The 13,193-nt window shown below is 62.8% G+C and carries 10 protein-coding genes and 2 pseudogenes; 6 read left to right on the forward strand and 6 right to left on the reverse strand.

What is annotated here, in order from left to right; genetic code table 11:
- Positions 1-5: 5 nt before the first annotated feature.
- Entirely contained in the window at positions 6-911 is a 906-nt protein-coding gene (locus HDG33_RS08065; protein WP_184023762.1) for a cation diffusion facilitator family transporter, read from the reverse strand.
- A gap of 225 nt (positions 912-1,136) precedes the next feature.
- A complete protein-coding gene (locus HDG33_RS08070) occupies positions 1,137-1,511 on the reverse strand; it encodes a LysR substrate-binding domain-containing protein (protein WP_311548229.1) in 375 nt (124 codons plus the stop codon).
- Positions 1,512-1,568: 57 nt separating this feature from the next.
- On the opposite strand from HDG33_RS08070, the pseudogene HDG33_RS38020 reads away from it, so the two are divergent.
- Positions 1,569-2,183 (forward strand): annotated as a pseudogene (locus tag HDG33_RS38020) (MFS transporter); the annotation flags it as partial.
- On the opposite strand, the pseudogene HDG33_RS38025 reads toward HDG33_RS38020, so the two are convergent.
- A pseudogene (locus HDG33_RS38025) lies at positions 2,179-2,562 on the reverse strand (glucosidase); the annotation flags it as partial. The pseudogenes HDG33_RS38020 and HDG33_RS38025 overlap by 5 nt on opposite strands.
- A gap of 405 nt (positions 2,563-2,967) precedes the next feature.
- Here HDG33_RS38025 and benC point away from each other — a divergent pair.
- Positions 2,968-5,757 carry a benzoate 1,2-dioxygenase electron transfer component BenC gene (benC, locus tag HDG33_RS08080; protein ID WP_184023776.1) on the forward strand — a complete coding sequence of 930 codons (2,790 nt, stop codon included), beginning with the start codon at positions 2,968-2,970 and terminating at the stop codon, positions 5,755-5,757.
- Positions 5,758-5,781: 24 nt separating this feature from the next.
- Here benC and HDG33_RS08085 read toward each other — a convergent pair whose 3' ends face one another.
- Positions 5,782-6,714, reverse strand: coding sequence for a helix-turn-helix domain-containing protein (locus HDG33_RS08085; protein WP_184024278.1), 933 nt, complete (start codon positions 6,712-6,714; stop codon positions 5,782-5,784).
- A 123-nt stretch (positions 6,715-6,837) separates the two neighbouring features.
- Between HDG33_RS08085 and HDG33_RS08090 the strand changes: the two genes are divergently transcribed.
- From HDG33_RS08090 to HDG33_RS08100, 3 genes are read left to right on the forward strand one after another with little or no spacing between them, the layout of a single operon-like run.
- Entirely contained in the window at positions 6,838-7,683 is an 846-nt protein-coding gene (locus HDG33_RS08090; RefSeq protein ID WP_184023780.1) for an SDR family NAD(P)-dependent oxidoreductase, read from the forward strand.
- Between the two features lie 34 nt (positions 7,684-7,717).
- A complete protein-coding gene (locus HDG33_RS08095; protein WP_184023783.1) occupies positions 7,718-9,433 on the forward strand; it encodes an FAD-dependent oxidoreductase in 1,716 nt (571 codons plus the stop codon).
- A 2-nt stretch (positions 9,434-9,435) separates the two neighbouring features.
- On the forward strand, positions 9,436-9,783 hold the full coding sequence (locus tag HDG33_RS08100) for an NIPSNAP family protein (protein ID WP_184023786.1): 348 nt from the start codon (positions 9,436-9,438) through the stop codon (positions 9,781-9,783).
- A 68-nt stretch (positions 9,784-9,851) separates the two neighbouring features.
- Here the strand turns inward: HDG33_RS08100 and HDG33_RS08105 are convergent, their stop codons facing one another.
- Positions 9,852-10,298, reverse strand: coding sequence for a type II 3-dehydroquinate dehydratase (locus HDG33_RS08105; RefSeq protein WP_184023789.1), 447 nt, complete (start codon positions 10,296-10,298; stop codon positions 9,852-9,854).
- A 4-nt stretch (positions 10,299-10,302) separates the two neighbouring features.
- Positions 10,303-11,646: an MFS transporter gene (locus tag HDG33_RS08110; RefSeq protein WP_409258982.1), complete on the reverse strand. Its 1,344-nt coding sequence runs from the start codon at positions 11,644-11,646 to the stop codon at positions 10,303-10,305.
- Between the two features lie 127 nt (positions 11,647-11,773).
- On the opposite strand from HDG33_RS08110, the gene HDG33_RS08115 reads away from it, so the two are divergent.
- Entirely contained in the window at positions 11,774-12,559 is a 786-nt protein-coding gene (locus tag HDG33_RS08115) for an IclR family transcriptional regulator (protein ID WP_018422624.1), read from the forward strand.
- The last annotated feature ends 634 nt before the right edge of the window (positions 12,560-13,193 follow it).

Genomic DNA, 13,193 nt, shown 5'->3' on the forward strand with positions numbered 1-13,193 from the left:
GAAAGTTACAACCAGCGCGGGTCGCGCGTGAACGCCACGGTCAGCCAGCGGTCCGGGCCCGATTCGCCGATTGCGCGCGAGATCCTGTCGCGGATCTGATCGAGTTGGCGGACGCCGGCGTGCTCCATCGCCTCGGGCAACACGACATGCACCTCGACGAACAGGCCGCGGCCGACGCGCGTCGCGTAGTGCGAGTGCTTGACGAAGCCGTAGTCGGCGGTCAGTTGTTGCATCAGGTCGCGCAGCTCGCGCTCCAGATCCGGCGGCGTGATCAGCAACACTTCCTTGACCGCGCCGATCACGGTTCCGATCGGCATCGGGATCAGAACGAGCGTCAGTAGTGCGAGCACGCCGGGGTCGATGTACGGTGTCAGGTGGCCGTGCCCGATTCGTTCGAGCAGCCATGCAATCGAAAACGCCAGCAACAGCGCCGCGCTGACGCACGCCGACATCAGCCAGTTCTTGATGTCGAGCCCTATCAGTTCGGAGTCGATCGCGCGATTCACGCGCCGCTCGCGCAAGAACATGACGAAGGCGAACGTGGCAACCACCACTGCGTAGAAGACACCCCAGCCGAACTCGAGCTCGTGGCCGCCGTCGAGCAGGCCTTTGACCGCGTTGATGAAAGCGTAAAAGCACAGCACCGACAGCAGACTGCCGTTGAACACGAGCACGAGCGGCTCGATGTGCCAGAAGCCGTGCTGGAAGCGCCGACTGCTCTCCTGCCGAAGCAGGCGGGTGACGAGCAGCGACAGGCTGCACATCGCGGCGTCGAGAGCCGAGAACATGCCGTCGAAGATGATCGCCAGCGAGCCGCTCAGAATCCCGGCCGCGATGCCGAGTCCAGCGATCATCACCGTGCAAAGCAGCGATTGTTTGAGGATCCGCTGTTCGAGGTCCGTTGCTTTCATGGTCCGAGTGGTCGCCCGTGGCCGAAAGACGTTCAGGGGTGAACGGAGTATATCGGGCGCGAATGGCAGCAACTATCCCGGCTCGGCTGACAGCTGTAAAACGCTACTAACTGTCAAGCCGGCCGGGAGCCTGCGCGGTTAGTTATCCCCGGTTTCCGATGCGGCTCGGCGTCGCAACGCAGATCTGGCGAGGGGCAAGAGCAGTTGCTCGAGGGTTTGACGTGTTCAGACCACTTCCTTCAACTGCCGAACGATCGACGCCGTCACGCTCATCTTTCCATGCTGCGCGCGCTCCAGCATCCCCACGTTGCGCCGCACGCCAGCGTCGGGCAGCGGCACGACGCGCAATGCGTCATCGCGAGTCCATGAGCAGCGGCGCAGCAGCGGTACCACCGCAATACCGATCCCTTGGCGCACGAGTTCGGCGATCCCTTCCAGCGAATTCAGTTCGAGAAACTCGTTGACCTTCACGCGTTGCTTGCGCAACGCACGGTCGATGATCACGCCGGTGCGCTGCGTCCGATTGAAACGCAGAAAGCGCCGCGCGCGAAATAGCTCGACCACAGGCGCTTCAGCGACGTTCGCATTGACGAGCAGCACGAGCGGCTCCGAATGGACCGGCGTCCACTGGACGCTGGCCGGGCGGCGGCCCGGCGCTTGTCGTGGGGCATTTTCGCGGCGCTGATGGGCGGCCTCTCCGACAAGATCGGGCGCCGCAAGGTGCTGATTCCGGCCATTCTGGCGTTCTCGCTGCTGTCCGGTTTCTCCGGGCTCGCTGGCTGCCTGATGAGCCTGCTCGCAGTGCGCGCGCTGATGGGCGTCGCCGAAGGCTCGTTCTGCCCGACCAGTTTCGCCGCGACCGCCGATGCACCGCATCCGAAACGCCGCGGCTTCAATCTCGGCCTGCAGCAAAGCGGCTTCGCGCTGTTTGGCCTCGCGCTGTCGCCGATCATCGCGACGCAGCTGCTGAGCGTGGTCACGTGGCGCTGCGTATTCGCGCTGGTGTCGGTGCCGGGGCTGATTCTCGGCGTGCTGATGTTCTTCGTGATTCGCGAACCGAAAGCCTCGCCGCAAGCGACGCCGAAGCGGCCCAGGTGCCTGGCCGAACGCGGCAACTGGCGCGACGTGCTGAAGAGCCGCAACATCCCGATCGCGATGGCCGCGCTGTTCTGCGCGATGACCGGCGTGTTCGTGCTCGGCGCGATGCTGCCGCTGTACCTGACCGAGTATCTGTCGCTCGACACGCAGCGCATGGGCGTCGTCGTCTCGAGTGCGTCGGCGTGCCATCGACATAAAAGTAAAGCTCGCTCACGTCCTCGCCGTGATTGCCTTGCGCATTGGTCAAGCCGAACAGCCGCTCCTTCAGGATGGGGTCGTGCCCGTTCCAGAGCGCGAGCGACACGCACCAGTCGAGTGGATCGTTGCCGAATCCGGCAATGCCGTCCTCGCCCCAGCGGTACATGCGGCTGCGCGCATGCTCGTGGGGGAAATGCTCCCATGCGGTTCCGTAGTCGCTGCAGTCTTCGCGAACCGTGCCCCACTGCCGGTCGCTCGGATAAGGCCCCCAGCGGCGCCAGCAGTCCAGGTCCGGGCCGTGCAGGCGGAACCCTTCCTTCGAATGGAGCAGATCGTTTGCGCGTAGCGATGACATGTGACCTCCCGGTCCGGGATCGACTGTCGAACACGTTCAGTACGGGAGTCCCCGCCCATCCTGTTGCGCGTGCGCCGCTGGGCGGTATCTGGATGATAGGCGTCGTTTAGCCTGAATGAGTTCGGCTCCGCAGCGCAACGGATTTAATGTGGTCGACGCGTATTTTCTGGCCGCGGAAAGCAGGTGAGGTCCGGGTTACTACGGGCATCCGGCATCCATCACAATGCACGTTTTGTCCGGGTGAACGTCGTCTCTGTCCATTGAGGGGAACGCGGCTCAGGCTCTAAATTGGCGCCATTAAGCCCACCTGGCGCTTGCGAGAAACAAAACTACCTCGCGCGCCACCCCGCCCGAACATACCGCCAGCGGAGCGGAGTTTCGGGCGGCTCTAGAGGAGACACCGCCATGGCCCATCAGATAACCCTCCGTTTTGAGGACGGAGTGACCCGCTTCATCGAGTGCGAGGAGGGCGAGCGCGTCACCGACGCCGCCATTCGCGCGAAGATCAATATTCCACTCGATTGCCGTGATGGCGTGTGTGGCACCTGCAAGGCGGACTGCAAGTCCGGCGAGTACGTTCTGGGCGACTGCGTGGAAGATGCGCTTAGCCCGGAGGAGGCGAGCGCCCGCAAGGTTCTCACCTGCCAGATGAGCCCACGTTCCGACTGCATGATCCAGATCGCCACGAACTCCGATGTCTCGTGTACCGGCCCCTCCTCCCACAAGGGACGGATCGTCGCCTGCCAACGAGCGTCGGACACCACGATCGCCTTTTCGGTCGAGCTCGAGAACCGCGCGGATCTCCGCTTTCTGCCTGGGCAGTATGTCAACGTCCAGGTGCCCGGCACCGACCAGACACGGTCCTACTCCTTCAGCTCGGGGCCGTCCGAGCCGCACGTGTCCTTTCTTGTGCGCAATGTGCGTCAAGGGGTGATGTCGACCTGGCTCTGCGAAACCGCCAAAGTAGGCGACCCAATCGAGTTTCGCGGCCCGATGGGAAGCTTCTACCTGCGCGCCATTGAACGGCCGGTGCTGTTTCTGGCGGGTGGCACGGGCCTCGCGCCGTTCCTCTCGATGCTGGACAAGATCGTCGAGGACGGCGGCAGCCCGTATCCGATCCACATGATCCTTGGTGTGAACACCGATGAGGATCTGGTTGGCATCGACCGGCTCGAAACCTATGCGCAGCGCCTGCCGAACTTCACCTATGCCTGCACCGTCTCCAGCCCCGACAGTGCCTATTCCAACAAGGGCTATGTGACCCACCACATCAGCGCTTCCCAGCTCAACGGTGGCGATGCGGATGTCTACCTCTGCGGCCCGCCGCCGATGGTCGATGCGGTACGCGATTTTCTGTCGTCCGAAGGGCTGACGCCGCGCAATTTCTATTATGAGAAGTTCGCCGGTACAGGCCTGGTGGTCCAGACCGGCGAGGAGCGCATCGCTCCTGTCGATGTCGATGAAGCCTTCGACCTGCGCATGGCTCTCGAACTGGGGGCGGCTCAGCTGACCATGGGCCGGCTGTCGAGCGAGCAATTGATCACCTTCCGCCAGCTCGCCGAGGCGACGGCGCCGTTCGTGCGCGGGCGGCACTTTACGGACGTTCCACGCTACATCGAGGCGAACCACGCCTTCCACATGTTCACGATCGAAGCTTCCGGGAACGCACAGTTGATCGCGCTCTACCGGCAACTGGCCGTGCAGGACTACATCGCTCGCGCGCTGACCGACCAGATCGAGATCGTCGGCGATATCGTCCAGCAGCACCGGGACATTGTCGCCGCCTTCGAACTGGGCGACCTGAACGCGGCGCGGGACGTGATTGCGCTGCATGCGCTCCATTCCAAGGCCACGATGAGCCGGGCGCTGGAGCGCATGGCGACGGGCAAGAAGGCACCCGTGGCCGCGGCGGCCCCCGCTCTGCCGTCTGCCGTGCCGCAGAGCGCGCCGCAAGTCTGCCCATTCGCGGGCAGCACGCTTCCGTCATATTCACACGAACTGGACTGGCCCGAGGGGTTGGAGCCATTCAAGGTGGTCGATGACGGCTCGCAAGGCGATCCTTACGAGCACTACCGCTGGATGCGGGAGCGTGCGCCAGTGCTGCGTTGCCAGTCGTCGACTTCGGACGTGTGGTTCCTGTCGCGCTATGACGATGTCTACCAGGCGATCCGCAACCCGAAGCTGTTTTCTTCCGAGGTCGTCAGCCCGCCGCCGCTGACGTTCCTGACGCTGTTCGATGCACCCGACCATTCGCGGTTACGCAAGGTCGTCCAGCCGTCCTTCCTGCCCTTGGCGCTCGATCCCTTTATCGATCAGATCGCGCAAAGGGCGGAGGACCTCCTCGACGCGATGATTGCCAAAGGCGGCGGTGATGTCGTCAACGATTTCGCCATCCCGCTCAGCATCTCGACCATCTCCACGATGATCGACGTGCCGAACGAGGATGAGGAAAAGATGAAGTTCTGGTCGGACGAGACCTTTAGCTATTTCGGGCGCCTCGCCCGCAATGCGCCTAAGACCGGCACCGACGAGCAGAGCGCGCAGGCTTTCTTCGCCTACCTGAAGCAAGCGCTGGAGCGGCTCGCTCTCACCGACAGCCAGTCGATCGGCGGACATATCGCGCGCATGTGGAAGGACGGGCTGCTTTCGGAAAAGGAAGCGAAGGAGCTGTGCGCGTTCGTCTTCATCGCCGGGCACGACACGACGACTATCCTTGTCGCCAACGCTTTTCGCATGTTTGCCGAGCAACCGGATCTGCTCGGACGTATCCGCGAAAACCCCGCCGACGCTGACCGGTTCGTCGAGGAGGTGGCGCGCTATCGCGGTACCGTCCAGCGCGTGAGCCGTATCACCACCGAGGCGACCACTATCGCGGGCGTCGATCTCCCCAAGGGCGCGGTGGTGCGATTGCTGCTGTCGGCTGCGAACCGCGACAGCCGCAAGTTCGCCGAAGGGGAGACGTTCGACATCGACCGCGATTCCAGCGGCCATCTGGGTTTCGGCAACGGCATGCACAAATGCCTTGGCGCGCCGCTCGCCAAGCTGGAGACGCTGATCGCGACGAAGGCTCTGGCCCGCAAGATTGGCGCTATTGCGCTCGACCCGGCAAGGCCGATCCAGTATGTGCGGGGCAACAATCTGACCAACTCCGGGCCGGAGCACCTGTTCGTGAGGCTAGGTGGGTTGTCGGCCTGAAGCGGATCAGGGCGCGAGGGCGAGTCAGCCCGCTCTCGCCTTTTCTGGCGGCAAGGATCGATCGTGGGCCGCGGAGCGATATTCGGTTGGCCGGAGTCCCGTCTGTTTGCGGAAGAAACGACCGAAATAGGCCTCGTCCTGAAAGCCCAGTTCACTGGCGATCTGCTTCACGCTGAGCGTCGAATAGCCGAGCAGCCGCTTGGCCTCGTGGATCGAGCGTGCATCGATCGCCTCGATTGCCGAGACCCCGAACGTAGCGCGGCAGATGCGGGAGAGCTGGCCGGTGGTCACGCCCATCGCGTCGGCATAGCTGGCGACCGGCCGCCGCTCACGGCAATGTCGGTCGAGCAGGGCGCGGAACCGCTCGATCCGCGCGGCCATTGTCCGCTGCTCGGAACTGGCTGAAAGCCGCGCGCTCTCGCTGAGGCGCCCGATCTTGACGAACAGGGCGATCGTCAGTGCTGCGCCTGCGGTGAACTGCCAGCGCTCGTGGCTCTCCGCCTCGTGCCCGATCGACTGAAACAGGGTCTCCAGAGGTGTGCCGCGCTCGACGTCGGGATCGATCGACAGCACGGTCGGCGTGCGGATGAATTCCAGCAGCTCGGGCGCGGCCGTCATCGCCAGCGATTCCAGCGCGGACTGCGCTGCGGTGATGACGTGACCGTCGATGTCGCTGCGGAAGTGAAAGCCGTGGACCGAGCGCGCTGGCACGACGATCAGGCATGGCGCAACGACCGCCCAGGTCTTGCCGTCGATGAAGGTCTCGCCGCCCCCGGCGGTGACGTAGAGCACCTGGATCAGCGCATCGTGGACGTGCGGCTCGATGTCGAAGTCGAAACGGCCGGCACGCAGGGGAATGCGTTCGTAATGGACCATGTCGACCCAGGGCTGGTCCGCTTCCGCGCCATAGAGCGCGAAATGCAGCACGGTCCGGCGGCGCTGCTGGTCAGAGGCCATGATGCACGTTATGTCCTGCTCTATGTAGTCTCTGTCCATTGTTCCATATGCGCTCGAGGCGTTCAATGGCGATACGAATTTCAGAGAAGCTTAATCGCATACAAATTTCAGGAAGGTAATTCCATGAGACAGGAACTTGAAAATCGCGCAGCTGCGTCGACCCCGTACGCGCTGAACCTGCACGGAAAGGTCTGCGTGGTCACGGGTGCGGGCAGCGGCATTGGTGCCGGCATCGCACGCGCCTTCGCCGATGTCGGAGCACATGTGGCGCTTGTGGATCGGAATCTTGCCGGCGCTGAAGCGGTCGCCGCCGAACTTCGGAAGGCCGGTGCGGTGGCGCAGGCGATCGGCTGCGACGTGTCGGACGAAGCCTCGGTTGCCGCAGCTGCTGACAAGGTTCGCGCAGAGCTAGGGCCGGCCAGCGCGCTCGTCAACAATGCAGGGCTTCTGCGCGCCGGACCCCTCGAGACGGTCTCGATCGCGGACTGGAACCAGGCCATCGCCGTTAACCTGACCGGCTATCTCCTGTGTGCTCGAGCTTTCGGGCGCGACATGCTGGCGGCGGGCAAGGGCAGTATCGTCCACGTTGCCTCGATTGCGGGGCTCAATCCGCAGACCAATAGTGGTTCCTATAGCCCGAGCAAGGCGGGCGTGTTGCTGCTTTCGCGGCAGTTGGCGGCGGAGTGGGGCCCACGCGGGGTGCGCAGCAACTGCGTGCTGCCCGGCATGATCCGCACCGCGCTGTCCGCGAAGTTCTATGAGGAACCCGGCTTCGAGGCTCGCCGCGCCGCCGCCACCGCGAGCCGCCGCATCGGCGAGCCAGAGGACCTCGCCGGCCCGGCTATGTTCCTCGCCTCTGATCTGGCTGCCTACGTCAATGGCGCGGAGGTGCTCGTCGACGGCGGGCTCGATTGCATGCTGATGGACATGGTCCCGCGCCCCGGTTTCAACGCGACCCCGGCCGCGTGAGCTGGATCACACCATAACGACAAGGAGATTGGATATGACCAAGGAGATCACTTGCGATCTGGTCGTGGTCGGATCGGGTGCCGCGGGCCTCGCCACTGCGATTACTGCACGCAAGCGCGGCCTCGATGTGATCGTGCTCGAAAAGGAGCCCGTGTTCGGTGGTACGACCGCGCTGTCGGGCGGGGTCTTATGGATTCCGCTGAGCAAATGCGGCCGACAGCAGAACCCGGCTGACACCGTCGAGCGCGTGCGCGAATACATGATGAGCGAGACGGGCAACAACGTCGATGCCGCCGCGGTCCAGTGCTTCATCGAGAACGGGCCGGCTATGGTCGAGTTCTTCGAGCGCGAGACCGAGATGAAGTTCGTGCCCACGCTCTATCCGGACTATCACCCGGATGCGCCCGGCGGCGTCGACATCGGCCGCTCGATCCTTGCCGCGCCCTATGACATTCGCGGGCTGGGCAAGGACATGCGCCGCCTCAAGCCGCCGCTCGAGACGATCACGTTCATGGGAATGATGTTCAATTCCTCGAATGCGGACCTCAAGCACTTCTTTCGCGCGACCAAGTCCCTTGTTTCGTTCCTCTATGTGGCCCGCCGTCTGGCAACGCACGTCAAGGAGTTGGCGCTCTACCGGCGGGGGATCAACGTCACGAGCGGCAACGCGCTCGCCGCGAGGCTCGCGAAGTCGGCACTGGCGATTGACATTCCGATCCTCACGTCGACGCGTGTGAAGGAACTGCTGAGCGAGGACGGCAACGTGATCGGTGTGCGCGCGACCGCAGCGGACGGCGACCTTCGGATCACCGCACGGCACGGTGTCGTGCTGGCTTGTGGTGGCTTCCCGCACGATCTCAAGCGTATCGCGCAGGTCTATCCGCATGTGAAGCGTGGGGGTGAGCATCTGTCGCCCACGCCCGTCGGCAATACCGGCGACGGGCTGACCATGGCGGAGAAGGTGGGTGGTGCCGTGAAGCTCGGCTTCGCCGATGCGTCGGCCTGGATGCCTGTCTCAAAGGTGCCCTTCGGCAATGGCCGCACTGGCGTATTCCCGCATCTGCTCGACCGCTATAAGCCCGGCGTGATCGGCGTGTTGCGGAGCGGTCGGCGCTTCACCAATGAATCGAACTCCTATCACGATGTCGGCGCGGCGTTGATGCGCGCCTGCGAGGGTGAGCGGGAGACGGCGATGTGGCTGATCTGCGACAAGGTGGCGCTGGGCAAGTATGGACTGGGATATGCCAAGCCCGCGCCGATGCCAGTGGGGCCGTTGCTGCGTAAAGGCTACCTGATCAAAGGCGAGACGATCGGCGAGTTGGCGCGCAATTGCGGGATCGTTCCCGATGCGCTTGAGATGACGGTCCATGCCTACAATCTCGATGCGGAGCGCGGAGAAGACCCGTCGTTTCATCGCGGTCGCACATCGTTCAACCGTTATCTCGCCGATCCGGACAACAAGCCCAATCCTTGCGTTGCGCCTATTGCGACCGGCCCCTTCTATGCTGTGAAGGTCGTGATGGGCGATCTGGGCACGTTCGACGGCCTCGGGACTAGCGTCACTGGCGAGGTGCTGCGGGCCGACGGCAGCGAGATCGAGGGCCTTTACGCGGTCGGCAATGACCGGCGCAGCGTGATGGGCGGCAACTATCCGGGCGCCGGTATCACCCATGGGCCGAACATGACGTTCGGCTATGTCACCGGTAACGCGATCGCCACCAAAGCCATGACCTCCAAAGAGAAGGTGTAAGCATGAGCACCCGCCCCATGTATCTGGCAAAGCCCCTGTTGGATTTCCGGGTCTACACGATCGCGCTGCGCAAGATGCCCGAGTTTCTCGACGTGTTTGACAGGCTCGCCATGCCAATCCTGCTCGAGACGCTTGGACATCCGCTCGGTTTTTGGACCAGTCTGGTCGGGCCGCAGAACCAGTTTACCCACCTGTGGGGGTATGACGATCTGGCAGACTACGAACGACGGTGCCTTGCACGCGATACGCATCCGGATTTCCCCGCCTATCTCAAGGCATCGGGCCATCTGATCACGGCACAGGAGACACGGCTCATTCGTGCCGCCGCGTTGGATAGCGTCGCAGAGTAAGCCGGTGCTGCGGCCGAAGCGGGCTCCATCGAGGAGAGCCCGCTTGCTGCATGAATGGAGGAGCCGGCTCAGGTCTGGTTGCCCCACAGATCGTCAATCGCGCGGATTGCTAGCAAGTATCCGTTTGCGCCAGCCCCGCAAATTACCGCGGTAGCCGCCACCGAAATCGTCGAGTGACGATACTCCTCCGAGCGTCGGTGGATGTTGGTGATATGCAATTCCACTACTGGTCGGCGGATGAGCTTGACTGCGTCGAGCACCGGAATCCGACCGAATGAAAAGCCGGCTGGATTGATGATCAGCGCGGCGTCCTGCAAGAACGCTTCCTGGATCCAGTCGATCAACTCGCTTTCGCTGTTCGTTTGTCGGAATACGCAGTCGAACTCGAGGGCGCCGGCCAGCGCGAGGCAGTTCTGTTCGATGTCCTTCAGCGTAGTGCTGCCATAAAGATGAGGCTCCCGCGCGCCCAGCATGTTCAGGTTGGAGCCATTGAGGATGTAGAGTTTGCGAGTCATGGTGTCAGTGTGTAGAAGAGCGTTCCAGGGCCGTGTCTTTGGTTTCCCGGGATATTGCGATCATCAGGAAGGAGATCAGGTTCAGCGAGCCGCAGACCGCTACGATGGCCCAAGGGGAACCGTTAAAGGCATTGAGCAGCGCCACGGCGACGATTGGCATCGGGCCGCCGGTGAGCAGGTTGGCTCCCGAGTACGACAGTGCGGACCCCGTGTAGCGCGCATCGGTCGGAAATGACTCGGCGAACCACACCGGCTGGATGCCGCTCTGGAACTGTGTGAAGCCGAGGAAGGCGCCCATCACGGCCATCGTCATGGCGATCGAGTTCTGGTTGAGAATCGGAAAGTAGATCAGGCAGCAGATCAGCGTGCAGAACGAGCCGATCATCAGCGCACGTTTGCGTCCGATCCGATCGCTCAGATAACCGCCCGCCAGCGCTCCCGCGATGGCACAGACATTCGCAACCATCAGCAGCATGAAACCGGTCTGCTTTGGTACGCCGAGGTGTTTCGTCAGATAGCTGAGCGAGAAAACCACGATCAGATAAAACAGTGCGGCCGGGCCACAGAAGAACAGCGTCAGGCGAAGCGCGGTGCGCCAGTGATATTTGAAAACGGTGCCTAGCGGATTGGCAGCGCGTGTGGGAGCGGCAGTCCTCTTGAGCGCCTCGAAGGCGGGTGTCTCGCTAACCTTCCTGCGGATGTAGATGCCCAGCAGCACCAGCACAAAGCTTGCGAGGAACGGGACTCGCCATCCCCAGGAGTCGAAGTCGTCCGATGAAAGCAACGCGGCCAGTGTAAAGAGCGAGAAGTTGGCGAGAATCTGGCTGAGTGGCGAGCAGATGCCAAGCAGGCCCGAATACAAACCGCGTCGGTTAGCAGACGCATGCTCGACCGCCATCAGTTGCGCGCCCGTCGACTCGCCGCCAAGCGCGAATCCCTGGATGATGCGCAGTGTCACCAGCAACGTCGGCGCGAGGATGCCAACCTGGTGGTAAGTGGGCAACAGCCCCATCAGGAACGATGAAGCTCCCATTACCGACACGGTGATAAGCATCAGTTTGCGGCGTCCCCAACGGTCCCCGAGCATCCCGCAGATCACCGCGCCTAGCGGGCGTGCGGCCAGCCCTGCCCAGAAACTAGCCAGCGACGCGAGCAACGAGGCGGTCGGGTCCAGCGATGGGAAAAACAGCTTTGGAAAGATCGTGGCCGCGACCACACCATACAGCGCGAAGTCGAACCATTCGAGCGCCGTTCCGACGGTTGCGCCTGCCACCGCCCGATGCGCCATCAAGTGAGCCTGCGCGGACTGTTGTTCCGCGGCAAGGCCTGAATCAGCAAAAAATGACATGTTGTCTCCTGAATTCCTCATATGTCGAACCGTTCGTATCTGGCGACGAACAAGTGCTATTGTTTGCGCTCAGAAAGTGAGGCGTTCCGCATCGGAACTGCATTGCACATAATGAAAATCACGCGAAATGTCGCTCAAAAACGGCCTGAGAATTCTTGATTTCCTGGCGACGCAAGCCGAAGGCGCGGGTCTTCTGGCGATTGCCGACGCTTTATCCCTGCCCCGCAGCACGTGCCACCGCGTGCTCGCCGAGCTCATCGAAGGCGGCTATGTCAGGCAACTGGTCGATCACAGCCGCTACATTCTGACAATGCGTATGACGTCGAACGGGCTGGAATTCCTGAGCCTGACGGGCATCGCGGATATCGCCCAGCCGATCATCGAACGCGTCGCTGCGCAGACAGGTGAACTGGCGCGGCTGTCGTTGGTGGACGGCGAAGCAATCATCTGGGTGGGGAAGGCGGACGGACAGCGCATCGGCTTTCGCTACGATCCTGACATGGGCCAGGCGGCACGACTTTCATGCACGTCGACCGGACACGCATGGCTGATGACAATGACTGACGAACAGGCGGCGGCACTGGTTTTGAAGCAGGGTTTTGGACAGCCCAATGAGTTTGGACCCAATGCGCCGACGACGCTCAAGGCGCTGCTGGGCTTCCTGCACGCTGCGCGCGTGCGTGGCTACGCGATGATCGACGAGGTGTTTGCCCCGCGCATGTCAGCGGTGGCGGTGCCCGTGGTGAGCGGCTCGCGTTGCGTCGGCGTCATCAGTTTGGCCGGTCCGCGGGTGCGGCTGACGACCGAGAAGATTCACGAGTACTCGATGCTGCTGCGCGAGGCGGCGAATGAACTGGCCCAGCTAAGCAATATGGCGGGATTCCCGAGTCGGCCGCCGCTCGGCAAGGGATGACGAGACACAAGTGTAAAGCCATCCGACCGGCGAACTTCGTCCGCTTCGCGCCGAACTGCGGCCTCCGATACGTTGGCGCAGATGACCGAACGTCTTCCTGTCGGATGCGCAACTAACGGTCGGGCGCCATGCTGCCATCACGCTCGGGCTTCGCCCCAAAACCACCTGACAAAGGCGGCCACGACGACTTGCCGTCGCTGCGTTATGTCTGGTTGGCACCGGGATAGCACGCTTCCATCGAAGCGACTTCGCTTTCGTACAGCAAACACGTCGCTCATCTGCCGTGCGCACGACATGGCGCGCGCGCAAAGCGAAGTGGCCGCCGCGACCGTGATCGACGATGCCGACATTCACGCGTGGCCGCCGCGACTCCCGCCCAGTGTTTCGAGGCGTGTAACGCCCATTGGTATCGCGGCTCAATCTCGCAAGTGGCCGGACAAGACCGTCGATCCTGTTGGATATGACCAGGTGAGATGGTGCTGAACGGAGGCTAGCTTGTCATTCCTTGTCATAACGGCGCACTGGATCGCGGCTATCGGCGCGAGCTACGATGAAGCGAACGGTGACGTGACGACAGCTAGAAGAGCAGTTAAGGGGCGCGACGTCCATCCGACGGCGCTCCACACCCGTAGGT

This window comes from Paraburkholderia sp. Cpub6, from assembly GCF_014201065.1.
Classification (GTDB): domain Bacteria; phylum Pseudomonadota; class Gammaproteobacteria; order Burkholderiales; family Burkholderiaceae; genus Paraburkholderia; species Paraburkholderia tuberum.

Coding starts and splice junctions, on each gene's coding strand:
- HDG33_RS08065 (WP_184023762.1), bottom strand. CDS start 911: ATGAAAGCAACGGACCTCGAACAGCGGATCCTCAAACAATCGCTGCTT.
- benC (WP_184023776.1), top strand. CDS start 2,968: ATGGCCCATCAGATAACCCTCCGTTTTGAGGACGGAGTGACCCGCTTC.
- HDG33_RS08085 (WP_184024278.1), bottom strand. CDS start 6,714: ATGGCCTCTGACCAGCAGCGCCGCCGGACCGTGCTGCATTTCGCGCTC.
- HDG33_RS08090 (WP_184023780.1), top strand. CDS start 6,838: ATGAGACAGGAACTTGAAAATCGCGCAGCTGCGTCGACCCCGTACGCG.
- HDG33_RS08095 (WP_184023783.1), top strand. CDS start 7,718: ATGACCAAGGAGATCACTTGCGATCTGGTCGTGGTCGGATCGGGTGCC.
- HDG33_RS08100 (WP_184023786.1), top strand. CDS start 9,436: ATGAGCACCCGCCCCATGTATCTGGCAAAGCCCCTGTTGGATTTCCGG.
- HDG33_RS08105 (WP_184023789.1), bottom strand. CDS start 10,298: ATGACTCGCAAACTCTACATCCTCAATGGCTCCAACCTGAACATGCTG.
- HDG33_RS08110 (WP_409258982.1), bottom strand. CDS start 11,646: ATGTCATTTTTTGCTGATTCAGGCCTTGCCGCGGAACAACAGTCCGCG.
- HDG33_RS08115 (WP_018422624.1), top strand. CDS start 11,774: ATGTCGCTCAAAAACGGCCTGAGAATTCTTGATTTCCTGGCGACGCAA.